Raw genomic sequence first — 14049 nt, 5'->3', positions numbered from 1 at the left:
GCCCCCCTTCGTTTGCCCTTATGTTGGATAGGGTCAAAACAGGAAATTGCCGTTTCATGGATCAGAGCCTGAGCATATTGCCACAGAATTTTGCCGCCTGGTTTGCCGGGCGCGGCTGGCAGTTACGTACCCATCAGGCTGAGTTGCTGGAAAAGGCGCGCGCCGGACGCTCGGCGTTGCTCATTGCCCCAACGGGCGGCGGCAAGACACTGGCCGGCTTTCTGCCGTCCCTGATCGATGTGTCAGAAAATCCGTCGCCGGTGCCGCATCTTCACACATTATATATCTCGCCCCTGAAGGCGCTGGCGGTGGATGTCTCCCGCAACCTTCAAACCCCGGCAGAAGAGATGGGGCTGTCGGTCAGGATTGAAACGCGCACAGGCGACACGCCTGCCGCCAGACGCCAGCGTCAACGCCATACCCCGCCGGACATTCTGCTGACAACGCCTGAACAGTTGGCCCTTTTGCTCGCCCATCCCTCGGCGGCTGAATTTTTTGCACGGCTTAACTGCGTCATCCTTGATGAATTACATGCCCTCGTCACGTCGAAGCGCGGTGACCTGCTTGCGCTCGGGCTCGCCCGCCTCTGGCAACTGGCGCCGAAAATGCGCACGGTTGGCCTGTCTGCGACGGTTGCTGAAGTTGATCCTCTGCGCCGCTGGCTGGTTTCCCAGCATGGCAGGAAGAAGCGCGCTGATCTTGTCACAGGGCAGGGCGGCGCCGAGCCGAATATCACTATTCTCGAAACAGCAGAACGCATCCCCTGGCAGGGGCATCTGGCGCGTCATGCCTACAAGGAGGTGTACGACGCGATCAAAACCGCGCAGACATCCCTCATCTTCACCAACACGCGCAGTCAGGCAGAGATCATTTTTGCCGCACTCTGGCAACTGAACGAAGACAATCTGCCCATCGCCCTGCACCATGGGTCGCTGGATGTGGGGCAGCGCCGCAAGGTTGAGGCAGCAATGGCAGGCGGTGCCCTGCGCGCGGTGGTGTGCACGTCAACACTGGACCTTGGCATCGACTGGGGCGAAGTGGATCTGGTCATTCAAATCGGCGCGCCCAAAGGCTCTTCCCGCTTGATCCAGCGTATTGGTCGGTCAAACCACCGGTTCAATGAAGTCTCCCGCGCCTTGCTCGTGCCTGCGAACCGTTTTGAGGTGCTGGAGTGCCAGGCCGCCTGCGAAGCTGTACGCGAAAATGTGCTGGACGGTGATCCGCCCAGAGAAGGCGCATTGGATGTGCTGGCGCAGCATGTCTGGGGCATGGCAGCCGCAGAGCCTTTTCATCCTGATGATCTTTACAAAGAGGTCACGTCAGCCTGGGCCTATTCAAAGCTGTCACGCGAAGACTTCAATCAGGTGCTCGATTTTGTTGCCACGGGTGGATATGCGCTGAAAGCCTATGAGCGTTACCGTCGCATTGTGCCGGCGGGAGACGGACGGATGAAAATTCGTGATGCGCGCACCGCCCAGCAATACCGGATGAATGTGGGCACCATCATTGAAGCGCAATCTGTCACCTTGCGCCTTGGGTCCATCCGCAAGGGCAAGGATGGCAAGCCTTTCAGTCAGGTCCGCCGGCTTGGTCGCAAGTTGGGATCTGTAGAGGAATGGTTTATTGATCATTTGGGTCCGAAAGATACCTTCCTGTTCGGCGGTGAAGTGCTCCGCTTTGAAGGGATGCTGGATGGCGAGGCTTTCGTCACCCGTGCCAGCAGCAAGGAGGCGAGCGTACCGTCATGGCAGGGCGGAAAATTTCCGCTTACAACCTATCTTGCCAGCCGGGTGCGCCAAATGATTGATACACCGTCCAGTTGGCAGGAACTGCCGGAACAGGTGCGCGACTGGCTGGAATTACAACGCCTCAAATCCGTGATCCCGAAACCCAAGGAACTGTTGATTGAAACCTTTGCCCGCAAGGACCGGCACTTTCTCGTCTGCTATCCATTCGATGGTCGTCTTGCGCATCAGTCGCTTGGCATGTTGCTCACACGCCGGCTGGAGCGTGCCGGTGTGCAGCCGCTCGGTTTCTGTCCAACAGAATATGCTCTTTCTGTCTGGACCCGGAAGGATATGGAAGAAGTGGACATGCGCGCGCTGTTTGATGAAGACATGCTGGGAGATGACCTTGAAACCTGGCTTGCGGATGCGGCGCTGATGAAGCACACATTCCGGAACTGTGCCATTATTGCCGGGCTTATCGAGCGCAACCATATCGGTGAGCGCAAGACCGGGCGGCAGGTCACTTTTTCAGCGGATCTTATTTACGATGTCCTGCGCGCCCACGAACCGGATCACATCCTGTTGAAAGCCGCGTGGACGGATGCGGCGGGCGGTTTTCTGGATATTGCAAGATTATCGGCACTGCTGGCCCGGGTGCAGGGGCGGCTCAATCACATTCACTTGCCAATGGTTTCACCATTGGCTGTACCGGTCATGATGGAAGTGAACCGCGAGGCCATTCATGGCAGCGCGTCTGAGGCAATTCTTGAAGAATTGCAGGCGGAACTGCTGGCAGAGGCGACTGCCTGAAAGGGTTAACCGAAAAAGAAACCCATGAGCGAAAATGCCAGCGCGAACAGTCCGACAAACAGCAGCATGTCTTTGGCCTGTGGCGGAATGCGGTCGGCTTTCTCGACCTTCTCAGCGGTCATGTTGCGGCGGGCTGCGCGCAGATATGCGGTCTTGTCATCCCGCAAACGACCAGGGGTTCTGCCTTGGTGCATAAACTCATTCGAGACACGGATTTTGGTTCCCATGATGATACCTCCTGAAAGTCCTCTACATTTACTCAGCAAGCGTCGTGCCAGATGTTAAGACTTCATTAAGGTTACCCGGTGGGGAAAAAATCTTTCACGTTTCGGCGTATTGTCATGTCCCGGTCACCAAATCATGCGGGGGCAAAAAATGTCAGATACGGAATTGTTGAGTATGGCGTCGCCGGTGATTGTTTTTGATGGCGTGTGTAATGTGTGCGATCGGTCTGTGCAGTTTGTGCTGCAGCGGGACACTGCCAAAGTGTTCAAATTTGCGAGTATGCAAGGTGCTTTTGGCGCTGCCCTGATGGAACGGGCCGGCTTGAACCCGGAAGACCCGGATAGTTTCCTGTTGTTTGAAGAAGGAACAACCTACCAGAATTCCGAAGCGGTCATACGTATATTGAAAAAACTCGATGGTCCCTGGCCATTTTTAGGCGGCGTGTTCGGTCTGATCCCGAAACCTGTACGCAACTGGCTCTATTATCTGATAGCCAGAAACCGCTATCGCTGGTTCGGCAAGAAAGACAGTTGCCCGTTGCCACCACCTGATCTGCAAAAAAGATTTCTGTTGTGATCGTTGGCAAAAGGGGAAAGGACGCTAGCGCACAATCGTGATCTGTTCGGCTGCACGGGTGACAGCGGTGTAAAGCCAGCGCTCCTTATGCTCTCGAAAGGCAAAGCTCTCATCGAAAAGCACCACATTGTCCCACTGGGAGCCCTGCGACTTGTGCACTGTCAAGGCGTAGCCATAATCGAATTCATCTGAGTTGCGCCTTTTGGGCCAGGGGATGCTCTCCGCACCGCCAGCAAAAAATTCCGGCAGCACAGTGACCTGCGTCACCCGCCCGCCGTCTTCCGGAATAAGACCAAAGCGCAGCTTGCCGGCTTTCTTGCCATGGCGGGATTTGACTTCCCATATCCCGCCATTCAGGAGGCCCTTCTGCTTGTTGTTCCGTAAGCAGACCAGCCTTTCACCGACACAAGGTATGGAGCCATCAAAATCCAGCAGGGTGCGAATACGCTGGTTATATTTGGAGCGGGTAACATTGCGCCCGACCAGGACCTGATCTGCTGCCAGAATGGTATCAGAATCTATTTCCCGCCGACTGATAACCCGGCTTTCTCCCAGCACGCCAAAATCCGGCACGCCGCCTTCGCGAATATCCATGGACAGGCGAATAATGGGGTTGTCCGCAGCCTGACGATGCACTTCTGTCAACATGATATCCGGCTCGGCATCTGTAAAAAAGCCGCCGCCTTTCACTGGGGGCAGCTGCGCCGGATCTCCAAGCACCAGCACAGGCACCCCGAAAGACAAAAGGTCGCGGCCCAGTTCCTCATCGACCATTGAGCATTCATCAATGATGATCAGATGCGCATCCGCCGCTGGGGCGTCCCGCCGGATGGTGAACATCGGTTCCGCTTCCGGGTCCCCTTCATCGCCCATAGCGGGGCGGTAAATGAGGGAATGTATCGTGCTCGCCCCTGTGCAGCCCTTTTGCCGCAACACATGGGCTGCCTTGCCGGTAAAGGCACCAAAAACAACTTCTCCGTCCACGCCTTCCGCCAGGTGCTGTGCGAGTGTTGTCTTGCCAGTGCCGGCATACCCGAAAAGCCGGAATACCTGACTGTCCCGGTCGCGATACCAGCGCGCCACGGCTTTCAGCGCCTCGTCCTGCTGTCCTGACCAGTCCATTCTTGTCTCCGGTTGAAAACGGGCTGTCTGTTTGACAGGCCGGGTGATGACACGGTTATAAGATGGTTGCTGCAATGAACAAGGCTTGAATAATGTCAAGGAACAGCGCCGGAGTTTACGCATGGAATTGACAAGTTTTCGCTGTCAGCCCCTGAAGACATTCTGGCAGAACGATGCTGAGGGGCGTACAGCACTGGCATCCCTATGGCAGCAGGAAGGGCAACTCGGGTTGGCAGACATGCAGTTCGAAAAACTCCGCACCATGCTCGGGTTTCTGGCCTGTGCCAGCGACATAAACGAGTTTCTAGCGCTGCCATATGCCGGGCGCGGCGTAAAGCCGGGCGATTATTGTATTGCCATTTCGGAAGTCTGGTATCTGTCATTCCACCTGAAAGATGACAGGGTAACGCGTCTTGACCTTGTGGAGATATACTGAGCATGGTCAAGCCAGCAGGTGAATATGCGCATCCCGGACAGTTCCTGCGGCACTGGGTATTGCCGGAGAATGAAATTCTGGGAGTTCTTGCCAAGCGCCTCGGTCTGTCGCGCCAGTCCCTGTCCTATATCCTCAATGGCACGTCCGGTATCACCCCCAGGGTTGCGGCGCAGATCGAAGCAGAGTTTGGCCTCAGCGAGAAAACCCTGCTGGCGATGGATAGTGCCTACCGTCTCCAGCAGAAAAGGCCGCGTGGCAAAAAGGCCGACTGAATCACGTCGTCAGATACGGCTCTGCAGATTCGATAAAAGAGAGTTCAACCAGTTTCGCAAGCAGCGCCTCGAAACCATCTGTATGAAATGCATTCAGGCCCAGAGCGTTAGCAGCTTCCACATTGGGGCGTGAATCGTCAAAGAACCAGACAGTCTCTGCCGCCGCATTCATGTCCGCCAGCACATGCCGGAAAGCAGCAGGATCGGGCTTTGCCAATCCGATCAGGTGAGAGGCGAAAGGATGGTCGAACTGGTCCGCCCAGTGTTGCTGCCAGTGCACCTCATTGGTGTTGCTGAAACAGTTGACAGAATAGTGCTGCCGCAGGTCTGCCAGCAAAGTGAGTGCCCCATCAAAAAAGCCAACAGGCCATGTTGCCATTTCTGTGAGAAATTCTTCTGCAGACATATCAAGTTGCAGGTCCTGAATGAAACTTTCGGCAAATTCAGCGCGCGAACACGCACCGCATTCGAATTGCCGTATCCGCCGGTTTTCCAGAAGAATAGCCTTGATACTCTCCCAGTCCAGATCAAGCGGGCTGATGGTTTCGAGGCTTTCCGCAATCCGTAACCGGATAAGTACGCCGCCAAGATCAAACAGAAGGATACGATGTGGCGCTACCATGTGTCAGTCCATCGTTATCCAGACAGGGACGTGGTCAGATGGCTTTGCCGCCTGTGTGCCGAAGCCAGGGTCGCGCGTGTTCTTGTCAACGCCGCCGCCCGTCAGGCGATCTGCGGCTTGTGGAGAGAGCAGGTGGTGGTCAATGCGGATCCCGTGGTCTTTCTGCCAGCCGCCACCCTGATAATCCCAGAATGTATAAAATACATCATCCGGGTTAAGATGACGCAATGCTTCCGTCAGGCCAAGGTTCAGTAATTGCCGAAACGCGGCACGGCTTTCCGGCCGGAACAGCGCATCACCTTCCCAGGCAACCGGATCATGCGTGTCCTCTGCCTGCGGAATGACATTGTAATCCCCAGTCAGCACAAAGGCGTCTTCCTGCAGCAGCAGCGTTTCGGCTCTCGCCTGAAGATGCGTCATCCAGTCCAATTTGTAGTCAAATTTCGGTCCCGGTGCAGGGTTTCCATTTGGCAGATATAAGCCGCCAACGCGCACCGGGGCGGCATCCTCGGGGCATATCAGGGCTTCAATATAGCGCGACTGTTCATCGCTCTCATTGCCGGGCAGGCCGCGCACGACATCATCAACCGGAAATCGGGAGAGCAGCGCAACACCATTATAGGTTTTCTGTCCGTGTACCTCGACATTATAGCCCCGATCCGCAAATTCAGTTTCGGGAAATTTCTCATCAATGCACTTTATTTCCTGCAACACGGCCACATCCGGCCTTGCGTCATCAAACCATTCCAGAATGCGCGGCAGGCGGGCATTGACAGAATTCACATTCCAGGTCGCGATCTTCATTAGATACTCTTCTACAGAAAATAGGTGAAACCGAATACGAACCACATCAGCGCCAGGACCAGATACCCGGCAGCAAAGCTCATGAAACGATGCAGCACATTATTGCTGCCGGTATGGACAGTGCTGTGGATGATCCGTGTCAGCACAAACAATCCGCCGAGTGCCGCCAGCAGAAAGCTTTCACTGGCGGTCAGCATCGCAAAGGCGACGATCGCATAGAACAGAACCGGTGCCTGAAATTGGCTGTTGTAGTTATTGGCGAGTTGCTGTGCCTTCTGGGAATACCGGGTTGAGTCTATTGCCGCTGTTTTCAGCAGGCTGGTATCAGCCCGGATTTCGCTATTACGGATTGCCGCAACGCGGGCGAACAGAAAGATAGTTAGGGTAACCTGCACAAAGACAGGGATCATCATGGCCTGGGCCGGGAACATGCACGCCTCCGCGAATCAGCTTGGGCTCTCAAGTATGGCTTATATCGAGAAGGATGTCCCGCAACCACAGGACGCGGTCGCCAACGGATTATTGATCTTGAAGGCCGCGCCGATCAGCTCGTCGGAAAAGTCGATTTCAGCACCGGGCATGTATTCCTGCGAAACGGTATCGACAAGCACGACGGCACCAGCCTTTTCAATCACGAGATCATCAGGTGCCCGGTCATGCACGATGTCAAAGCTGTATTGAAAGCCGGAACAGCCGCCACCATCCACGGCCACGCGCAGCATGGCGCCGTCAGCTTCCTTGCCGAGAATTTCTGTGATGCGCCTGGCCGCCCGGTCAGAGAGGGTGATGGTATCTGTCATAAGCCCAATATATGACTATTGGCGCTGGGTAAAAGCCCCAGGGTCAGATTTCTTTGTATGCAGTTCTTAACATGAACCATCATGAAAATATAAATTTACGGTCCCATCAGTCGGATCAGCATGTGCCGATGATGATCCTGTCCGCCATAAAAGACAGCCAGAATGCGCACTAGATTGTTGCTTTCCACAACGTCAAACCAGAAAATTGCTTTTTCTCTTGTAACATGCCGAAGGCCCGGCGCGATGTGATCGTGAAGAGTACCGACAAAAGGGGCTTGGGATAAAGCCATCGCACTCTGCATGATATGGTGAAGTTGTTCCTCAGCACGATCAATCGCGGCGTCAGGAGCCTCACCGAAGTGCTCATAGCTCTCGATCAGGAAGTCAAAGATAAGATCAAAATCTTTTTCAGCATCTGCTGAAAAGACGACATTATATGCCATTATGTTGTCGGCGTTTTTGAGCCAGCCGTGAGATGACAGATTCCATTTCTTCACCGTCAATGAACGCGCCTTGCTGGCGTCTGGTCAGGAGAGACCGCAAGGCTTCCCGCTCAAGATTCTCCATCTCCACTTTTGCACGCATCAGCTCAATGCCGTGCTGAATGACAGCACTGACACTGGGAAACTGCCCTTGAGTCACCAGATCGCGCGCAAACGAATCCTGTTCTTCAGTGATTGATACGGATGCTTTTATTGACATGATTAGAAATTACTACTCAGTAGCAATGCTGTCAATTCGGCTCTATCTCATTTTCTCGAAAGCGTTACGTGAAAAGCAAAGCAGACACATCGAAAATGGAAGCGCCAAAAAATTATCTCACTTCCAGCCAGTTATCAGAAAAACTTATGTGCCCCCTGTTCTGCGCTGGTACAAACACCCTTACGTCACAGACCAGCACAGCTATCAGGCCCTATTCATGACCATACCATTCCCAGCCCCCCTTGCGCCTTATGCCTGCCGCGCAGAAGAGAGCCGTGGCCGATTGCATGAGGAACCGGAGAGCAAGACCCGTTCCGCTTTTCAGCGCGACCGGGACCGCGTTGTCCATTCCATCGCCTTCCGACGCCTCAAGCACAAGACCCAGGTCTTCGTCTATCACGAGGGGGATCACTACCGGACGCGCCTGACGCACTCATTGGAAGTGGCGCAGGTTGCCCGCTCGCTCGCGCGGATGCTGAAACTGGATGAAGACCTGGCGGAATGTCTTGCCCTGGCGCATGACCTTGGTCACTCGCCCTTCGGCCACACCGGGGAAGACGTGCTACAGGAGTGCATGGCCGATTATAATGGCTTTGACCACAACGCACAGACCTTGCGGATACTCACCAAGCTGGAGCGCCGTCATGCGGCCTTTGAAGGCCTGAACCTGACTTGGGAAACCCTCGAGGGCGTGGTCAAGCATAATGGCCCGCTGATCGGCACTATCGCTGATCGCATGGCGCGCGAGAAAGGCCGTGAGGCAGCAAAGGCGCTGCCTGCAGCCATTCAGGAATATGCCGCGCAGCATGATCTGCTCCTGAACACCTGGCCATCGCTCGAAGCACAGGTCGCGGCGCTGGCAGATGATATTGCCTATAACAATCACGACGTGGATGACGGCCTGCGGGCAGGGGTCTTTACGCTTGAAGAGGCCATGCATGTGCCGCTGATTGGCGAAGCGATTACCGCCACAGAAAAAAAATATCCTGATACACCGCAGGATGTCCTGATTGCCGAAGCGGTCTCAGACATGATCGGTGCGATGATTGCTGATGTTCATGCAGAGACATTGCGTCGGCTTGAGGCGCTGGGCCCCAATTCATCTGATGATATTCGCATCGCTGACCATGCCATGGTCGACTTTTCAGACCCCATGCGTGCCAAGGTTGATGAATTAAGGGCGTTCCTGTGGGATCGGATGTACCGTCACTGGAAAGTCAATCGCGCGCGCAGTCATGCCAAGCGTATCGTGCGGGACCTTTTTGGCCTGTTTTTCACTGAGCCGGAAGTGCTGCCGCCGGTCTGGCGGGCGCGCTATGAAGGAGTGAGTGACGAAAAAAGAGCGCGGGCCGTGTGTGATTACATTGCCGGCATGACGGACAGGTTTGCCATCCAGGAGCATCGCAAGCTCTTTGACACGGAAAACTGGCTGTAATGAGGAGGCCAGCCTCATTCGCGTCATAATAACGCGCAACTTGCTTGAAAAAGCCGAGTCGGATAGTCCATAAGCTAAATCCGTCCCCCTCCGGAGCTGAAATTATGACCGCTGCTGATGAATATGACGAAGACTACGACGATTATTACGATGATGACGAAGAAGGTGTCTCCGGCTTTGTTGTGCTGGTGGTCGGTGTCGTCGTGCTGGTGGTTTTTTCTGCAGTTGTCTGGTTTGCCTATCAGCGCGGCATCCAGGAAGGCGGCACCCCGCTGATTGCGGCAGACCCGAACCCCATCAAGACCGAGCGGGAGATACAGTTTGCTGAAACCTCGCCTGTCGAACAGGAAGTCTTCGATACGCTGGAAGGTAATGTGCCAACCGAGGTGATCGTTGATGCATCTGACGATCAGGACCCGCTTGAAGGATTTTCTGAGACATCCTCTGCGGTGAACAGTACACCGCCACCTGTGACCTACCCTGTGGAGGCACAGACACCAGCTCCTTCGACCATTGAAGATGTTGCTGTGGCAGCGATCAATCAGGTCGAAGATGTGATTGAAGAGCCGGTGCAGCAAGTGCCGGCCACTCAGGCGCAACCTGTACAAACCACGCCCGTTGCCGCTTCAGCTGCGGCTGGTGCGCTTGCCGGCACACATGTGGTGCAGGTCGGGGCCTTCCGCAGTAATGCCGAGGCGCAAGGATATTTTTCCACAATGCAGAGCCGCTTTGGTGCGTTGCTCAACGGCATATCGGCTGATGTCCAGTACGCTGATCTTGGGTCGCGGGGGGTTTATCATCGCCTGCGCGTCGGCCCGTTTTCGTCCAAGAGCGACGCAGACTCGTATTGTGCACGGCTGAAACAGGTTGGACAGGACTGCCTCGTCAAGCCCGTATGAGCCAGACCCAGATAGCAAATTCTGACAGACGGGCCGTTATATACGGCTGCTCCGGCGAATATCTCACGGATGAAGAGGCAGCGTTTTTTCGCCGTCACCAGCCGTGGGGTTTCATTCTCTTTGCGCGTAACTGTCAGTCATCTGAGCAGATACGCAACCTCTGTGACGCCTTGCGGGAAGCCGTTGGCGATGACCGTGCGCCGATCATGATAGATCAAGAAGGGGGGCGCGTGGCGCGTCTCAAGCCGCCATTGGCAAGCGCCCGCCCGCCAATGGACCGTTTTGGCGCGCTGATGAAACTGGACCCGGCCAGGGCTCGTCAGGCTGCTTTTCTCGGGGCGAGGTTGCTGGCAGAGGATGTGCGAAACGTCGGGGTTAACGTGAACTGTGTTCCCTGCCTTGACCTGCCACAGCCTGATGCCGACCAGATTATTGGTGATCGCGCGTTGGCGCTGCATACGGATCAGATAAGCGAGCTGGGCAAGGAAGTTCTGGACGGAACACTGGCAGGCGGCGTCTTACCCATCATCAAACATATTCCGGGGCATGGCCGCGCCATGGCAGACTCGCATCTGGAATTGCCTGTTGTGACAGCCACACGCGATGATCTTGAGCAGACAGACTTTCTGCCATTTCGTAACCTGAGTAGCGCGCCTATGGCGATGACGGCTCATGTCGTCTTCACCGCCTATGACGCAGATCACCCGGCAACACTGTCGCCGCGCGTGATTGATGAGGTCATTCGGGGATTTATCGGCTTTGACGGATTGTTGATGACAGATGACCTCTCGATGAAGGCGCTGGACGGTACGTTTCAGGTGCGCAGTCAGGCGGCACTTGCGGCTGGTTGCGATATGCTGCTGCACTGCAACGGCAATATGGATGAGATGCAGGCGGTGGCAGACGTGGCACCTGTACTGGCGGGGAAGGCACAGGGTCGGGCACAGGCCGCGCTTGATCAGCTTGCTGCCCCCCGGACCTTTGAAAAGGCGACCGAAGAGCAGCGTTTCGCCGAATTGTTAAAACCTGTCATGGCTTGAGAGCGGAATCGCCGCTACTATATGCAGATGGAACAGGATGACCCAGTAAGCGCACCGCCGGAAAGTACTGCAGACGATGTATCGGCTGAACCAGAGCCGTTTGATGCCCCCGTGCGTTCGGCACCAGAAGACGAGGCAGAGTCAGAAGCTCTGATCGTTTCTCTCGATGCGTATGAAGGGCCAATGGATGTCCTGCTCGACCTTGCAAGACGGCAAAAAGTTGACCTTCTCAAAATATCTGTCCTGACCCTGGTTGAGCAGTATCTTGAATTCGTCGAAGAGGCGAAGGCCCGCAAGCTGGAACTGGCAGCCGATTATCTCGTCATGGCCAGCTGGCTCACCTATCTGAAGTCCAAACTTCTCATTCCCAAGCAGGATGAAGCAGAAGACGAACCAACCGCTGATGAAATGGCCGCCCAACTGGCATTTCAGCTTCAGCGTCTTGAAGCGATGCGGGCAGCCGCCGACAAAATTCTCGAACTGCCGCAGCTTGGCAGTCATTACTTTCCGCGCGGGATGCCGGAGGGGGTGCGCGTCATTCGCAAGACCGAGTGGACCGCAGACCTCTATGATCTGCTCAAGGCCTACACGACCCAGCGGGTCAAGGCAGTGGACGCGACGATCAAATACACCCCGCCCAAGGTTTACCAGATCGAAGAAGCACGCGAGCGCCTCTCACGTATTCTCGGCCACATCCCTGATTGGGCTGATCTGACAGCGATCTCACCGATTGACGAGATTGACGCCCCGCGTTCGTCCGTCGTGGCGAGCGCTTTCAATGCAGTCCTTGAATATGCAAAGGCAGGCAAGATCCAGATCAGGCAGGCCGGTGCATTCCAGTCACTCTATGTGCGCGATACCGCGCAGCTGCCGGCAGAGTTGACAGAAACTTCCCCAGTTCACTAGCGAGTAACAATCATGAGTCATGACAAGGCCGAAGCGGCAAATTTCAGCGACCTCGATGCACAGGAAGCACAGGCAGCTCTTGCAGAAGCCCTGGAAGCTGAAATCGAGCAGGCAGATGCGACAGACGATGCTGATGTAGAATCCAGAGGTTCTGAAGTTGTCAGCCTGTCACGCAACCCCGAAGGGGCTGATGCCGAAGATGACGGGATAGAACTTTTTGTGGGTGACGAAAATCCTTTTGCAGCCGCTGCTGAATTTGCCCGTCAGGTGAGAATGGTTGAGGCATTGCTTTTTGCTGCCAGCGAACCTCTTGACGAAGCCACGCTGAAACAGCGCCTGCCGGAAGACAGCGATGTGAAGGAAACTCTGAATGCCCTTCAGGAGCAATATCAGAACCGCGGCGTAAACCTGTTGAAAACAGGGAAGAAATGGCAATTCGTCACCGCGCCTGACGTGTCGCATGTTCTGGAAATCGAGCAGGTCAAACCTAAGAAACTGTCGCGGGCTGCCCTCGAAACATTGGCCATCATTGCCTATCATCAACCCTGTACGCGCGCGGATATCGAAGAAGTGCGCGGCGTCGCCGTCTCCAAAGGCTCTCTCGACCAGTTACTGGAAATAGGCTGGATCCGTCTGCGCGGACGCCGTGAAGACACGCCGGGCCGGCCAACGCTTTACGGCACCAGTCAGGAGTTCCTGGAACATTTTGGCCTGCAGAGCATCACGCATCTGCCGGGCATGGCGGACCTGAAGGCGCAGGGCCTGCTTGATGCGCGCCTGCCACCGGGTTTTGTCGTCCCGACCCCGAAAGACAGCGATGCCGTTGATGACGAAAACGCTGCGCCCGCCGAACAGGATTTTGTGCAGGATTTCCATGAAGATCAGGAGAGCGATGATGCGGAAGAAGTCGACATTGATGATCTGATTGAAGGCACAGACGATGACGCAGCGCTCTTTGCACCTGAAGATGCCGTCCCCTTCGTTGAAGATGAGACATTGAAGTCTGAGGATGAATGAGTGTCCGGCGTTGCGCTGGCTTCACCGCATCGCTACATTGACGGCAGGAACAAGAAAGTGAGGCGCTTATGGGTGCTGTAGGTCCATGGCAGATTGTACTGGTCATTATACTGGCGTTGCTGCTGTTTGGCGGGCGCGGCAGAATTTCCTCCATCATGGGTGATTTTGCGAAGGGCATAAAATCCTTCCGCAAGGGCATGGAAGATGAAGAAAAAGCCATCGCCACTGATGATGAAGAAAAAAAATCCGCGGCCAGTCTGAAAGCGGAAGACATTGAAGACGTAAAAGTCAAAGAGACGACCAAAGCGTCTTCCTGAGTATCAGCAAACCAGAACGGGCAGGAACATGAGCCTGATCCCCCAGCTAGGGTTTTTCGAAATAATGCTGCTTGCGGTGCTCGCCCTTGTCGTGGTGGGCCCGAATGACTTGCCGCGCCTGATGCGTTCTGTGGGCAAATTCATGGCGCAGGCCCGGCAGATGGCACAGGAATTCATGGCAGGCTTCGATCAGATGGCGCGTGAGGCAGAGCTTGACGAATTACAAAAAGAAATCGAAGCCCTGAAAAAGCAGAATCCGGTCACCGAGATCCGCGATGAAGTCAACAAGACCATCGCGCCGATGAAAGATATCGGTACGCTTGATCCTGAAAGATTCAC

Annotated in this window: 18 protein-coding genes and 1 pseudogene; 11 read left to right on the top strand and 8 right to left on the bottom strand. The window is 55.3% G+C overall.

Annotated elements, in window-relative coordinates:
* Positions 1 to 56: 56 nt before the first annotated feature.
* Positions 57 to 2537, top strand: a complete 2481-nt coding sequence (locus RAL90_RS10570) for a ligase-associated DNA damage response DEXH box helicase (protein ID WP_306250386.1) — start codon at positions 57 to 59, stop codon at positions 2535 to 2537.
* A 5-nt stretch (positions 2538 to 2542) separates the two neighbouring features.
* On the opposite strand, the gene RAL90_RS10565 is transcribed toward RAL90_RS10570, so the two are convergent.
* Entirely contained in the window at positions 2543 to 2764 is a 222-nt protein-coding gene (locus tag RAL90_RS10565) for a hypothetical protein (RefSeq protein WP_306250384.1), read from the bottom strand.
* Positions 2765 to 2912: 148 nt separating this feature from the next.
* On the opposite strand from RAL90_RS10565, the gene RAL90_RS10560 reads away from it, so the two are divergent.
* Positions 2913 to 3338: a thiol-disulfide oxidoreductase DCC family protein gene (locus RAL90_RS10560; RefSeq protein WP_306250382.1), complete on the top strand. Its 426-nt coding sequence runs from the start codon at positions 2913 to 2915 to the stop codon at positions 3336 to 3338.
* 24 nt (positions 3339 to 3362) lie between these two features.
* On the opposite strand, the gene RAL90_RS10555 is transcribed toward RAL90_RS10560, so the two are convergent.
* On the bottom strand, positions 3363 to 4460 hold the full coding sequence (locus RAL90_RS10555) for an ATP-dependent RecD-like DNA helicase (protein WP_306250380.1): 1098 nt from the start codon (positions 4458 to 4460) through the stop codon (positions 3363 to 3365).
* A gap of 121 nt (positions 4461 to 4581) precedes the next feature.
* On the opposite strand from RAL90_RS10555, the gene RAL90_RS10550 reads away from it, so the two are divergent.
* Together RAL90_RS10550 and RAL90_RS10545 are read left to right on the top strand one after the other, a co-directional pair.
* Positions 4582 to 4896: a hypothetical protein gene (locus RAL90_RS10550; RefSeq protein WP_306250379.1), complete on the top strand. Its 315-nt coding sequence runs from the start codon at positions 4582 to 4584 to the stop codon at positions 4894 to 4896.
* Positions 4897 to 4898: 2 nt separating this feature from the next.
* A complete protein-coding gene (locus RAL90_RS10545) occupies positions 4899 to 5168 on the top strand; it encodes a helix-turn-helix domain-containing protein (RefSeq protein WP_306250377.1) in 270 nt (89 codons plus the stop codon).
* Between the two features lies 1 nt (position 5169).
* Here the strand turns inward: RAL90_RS10545 and RAL90_RS10540 are convergent, their stop codons facing one another.
* The 6 genes from RAL90_RS10540 to RAL90_RS10515 form a co-directional block, all read right to left on the bottom strand.
* Positions 5170 to 5790 (bottom strand): HAD family phosphatase, encoded by a 621-nt coding sequence (locus RAL90_RS10540; protein ID WP_306250375.1) that lies wholly within the window; start codon positions 5788 to 5790, stop codon positions 5170 to 5172.
* Between the two features lie 3 nt (positions 5791 to 5793).
* Positions 5794 to 6594, bottom strand: a complete 801-nt coding sequence (locus RAL90_RS10535; protein ID WP_306250373.1) for an exodeoxyribonuclease III — start codon at positions 6592 to 6594, stop codon at positions 5794 to 5796.
* 11 nt (positions 6595 to 6605) lie between these two features.
* Positions 6606 to 7025 (bottom strand): MAPEG family protein, encoded by a 420-nt coding sequence (locus tag RAL90_RS10530; RefSeq protein WP_306250371.1) that lies wholly within the window; start codon positions 7023 to 7025, stop codon positions 6606 to 6608.
* Positions 7026 to 7064: 39 nt separating this feature from the next.
* Positions 7065 to 7394 carry an iron-sulfur cluster assembly accessory protein gene (locus RAL90_RS10525; RefSeq protein WP_306250369.1) on the bottom strand — a complete coding sequence of 110 codons (330 nt, stop codon included), beginning with the start codon at positions 7392 to 7394 and terminating at the stop codon, positions 7065 to 7067.
* Positions 7395 to 7489: 95 nt separating this feature from the next.
* Positions 7490 to 7837 (bottom strand): type II toxin-antitoxin system RelE/ParE family toxin, encoded by a 348-nt coding sequence (locus RAL90_RS10520; RefSeq protein WP_306250367.1) that lies wholly within the window; start codon positions 7835 to 7837, stop codon positions 7490 to 7492.
* On the bottom strand, positions 7827 to 8096 hold the full coding sequence (locus RAL90_RS10515; RefSeq protein WP_306250365.1) for a type II toxin-antitoxin system ParD family antitoxin: 270 nt from the start codon (positions 8094 to 8096) through the stop codon (positions 7827 to 7829). The genes RAL90_RS10520 and RAL90_RS10515 overlap by 11 nt, the downstream gene beginning before the upstream one ends.
* A 217-nt stretch (positions 8097 to 8313) precedes the next feature.
* On the opposite strand from RAL90_RS10515, the gene RAL90_RS10510 reads away from it, so the two are divergent.
* The 7 genes and pseudogenes from RAL90_RS10510 to tatB form a co-directional block, all read left to right on the top strand.
* Positions 8314 to 9531: a deoxyguanosinetriphosphate triphosphohydrolase gene (locus RAL90_RS10510; protein WP_306250362.1), complete on the top strand. Its 1218-nt coding sequence runs from the start codon at positions 8314 to 8316 to the stop codon at positions 9529 to 9531.
* A gap of 104 nt (positions 9532 to 9635) precedes the next feature.
* Positions 9636 to 10430, top strand: a complete 795-nt coding sequence (locus tag RAL90_RS10505) for an SPOR domain-containing protein (protein WP_306250360.1) — start codon at positions 9636 to 9638, stop codon at positions 10428 to 10430.
* Positions 10427 to 11470, top strand: a complete 1044-nt coding sequence (nagZ, locus tag RAL90_RS10500; RefSeq protein WP_306250358.1) for a beta-N-acetylhexosaminidase — start codon at positions 10427 to 10429, stop codon at positions 11468 to 11470. The genes RAL90_RS10505 and nagZ overlap by 4 nt, the downstream gene beginning before the upstream one ends.
* A 27-nt stretch (positions 11471 to 11497) precedes the next feature.
* Positions 11498 to 12376, top strand: coding sequence for a ScpA family protein (locus tag RAL90_RS10495; RefSeq protein WP_306250356.1), 879 nt, complete (start codon positions 11498 to 11500; stop codon positions 12374 to 12376).
* A gap of 12 nt (positions 12377 to 12388) precedes the next feature.
* Positions 12389 to 13393 (top strand): SMC-Scp complex subunit ScpB, encoded by a 1005-nt coding sequence (gene scpB / locus RAL90_RS10490; RefSeq protein WP_306250354.1) that lies wholly within the window; start codon positions 12389 to 12391, stop codon positions 13391 to 13393.
* 68 nt (positions 13394 to 13461) lie between these two features.
* Positions 13462 to 13710, top strand: coding sequence for a twin-arginine translocase TatA/TatE family subunit (locus tag RAL90_RS10485; protein ID WP_306250351.1), 249 nt, complete (start codon positions 13462 to 13464; stop codon positions 13708 to 13710).
* 64 nt (positions 13711 to 13774) lie between these two features.
* Positions 13775 to 13943, top strand: a pseudogene (tatB, locus tag RAL90_RS16355) (Sec-independent protein translocase protein TatB); the annotation flags it as partial.
* Positions 13944 to 14049 lie beyond the last annotated feature (106 nt).

It is taken from the genome of Parvularcula sp. IMCC14364 (assembly GCF_030758415.1).
Taxonomy (GTDB): Bacteria; Pseudomonadota; Alphaproteobacteria; order Caulobacterales; family Parvularculaceae; genus Aquisalinus.
Note: the sequence above shows the minus strand (reverse complement) of the source record. Positions and strands in the feature narration are given on the sequence as shown.

Excerpts from the sequence above, each read along its gene's own strand:
- RAL90_RS10570 (WP_306250386.1), top strand. The coding sequence starts at position 57 with ATGGATCAGAGCCTGAGCATATTGCCACAGAATTTTGCCGCCTGGTTT.
- RAL90_RS10565 (WP_306250384.1), bottom strand. The coding sequence starts at position 2,764 with ATGGGAACCAAAATCCGTGTCTCGAATGAGTTTATGCACCAAGGCAGA.
- RAL90_RS10560 (WP_306250382.1), top strand. The coding sequence starts at position 2,913 with ATGTCAGATACGGAATTGTTGAGTATGGCGTCGCCGGTGATTGTTTTT.
- RAL90_RS10555 (WP_306250380.1), bottom strand. The coding sequence starts at position 4,460 with ATGGACTGGTCAGGACAGCAGGACGAGGCGCTGAAAGCCGTGGCGCGC.
- RAL90_RS10550 (WP_306250379.1), top strand. The coding sequence starts at position 4,582 with ATGGAATTGACAAGTTTTCGCTGTCAGCCCCTGAAGACATTCTGGCAG.
- RAL90_RS10545 (WP_306250377.1), top strand. The coding sequence starts at position 4,899 with ATGGTCAAGCCAGCAGGTGAATATGCGCATCCCGGACAGTTCCTGCGG.
- RAL90_RS10540 (WP_306250375.1), bottom strand. The coding sequence starts at position 5,790 with ATGGTAGCGCCACATCGTATCCTTCTGTTTGATCTTGGCGGCGTACTT.
- RAL90_RS10535 (WP_306250373.1), bottom strand. The coding sequence starts at position 6,594 with ATGAAGATCGCGACCTGGAATGTGAATTCTGTCAATGCCCGCCTGCCG.
- RAL90_RS10530 (WP_306250371.1), bottom strand. The coding sequence starts at position 7,025 with ATGTTCCCGGCCCAGGCCATGATGATCCCTGTCTTTGTGCAGGTTACC.
- RAL90_RS10525 (WP_306250369.1), bottom strand. The coding sequence starts at position 7,394 with ATGACAGATACCATCACCCTCTCTGACCGGGCGGCCAGGCGCATCACA.
- RAL90_RS10520 (WP_306250367.1), bottom strand. The coding sequence starts at position 7,837 with ATGGCATATAATGTCGTCTTTTCAGCAGATGCTGAAAAAGATTTTGAT.
- RAL90_RS10515 (WP_306250365.1), bottom strand. The coding sequence starts at position 8,096 with ATGTCAATAAAAGCATCCGTATCAATCACTGAAGAACAGGATTCGTTT.
- RAL90_RS10510 (WP_306250362.1), top strand. The coding sequence starts at position 8,314 with ATGACCATACCATTCCCAGCCCCCCTTGCGCCTTATGCCTGCCGCGCA.
- RAL90_RS10505 (WP_306250360.1), top strand. The coding sequence starts at position 9,636 with ATGACCGCTGCTGATGAATATGACGAAGACTACGACGATTATTACGAT.
- nagZ (WP_306250358.1), top strand. The coding sequence starts at position 10,427 with ATGAGCCAGACCCAGATAGCAAATTCTGACAGACGGGCCGTTATATAC.
- RAL90_RS10495 (WP_306250356.1), top strand. The coding sequence starts at position 11,498 with ATGGAACAGGATGACCCAGTAAGCGCACCGCCGGAAAGTACTGCAGAC.
- scpB (WP_306250354.1), top strand. The coding sequence starts at position 12,389 with ATGAGTCATGACAAGGCCGAAGCGGCAAATTTCAGCGACCTCGATGCA.
- RAL90_RS10485 (WP_306250351.1), top strand. The coding sequence starts at position 13,462 with ATGGGTGCTGTAGGTCCATGGCAGATTGTACTGGTCATTATACTGGCG.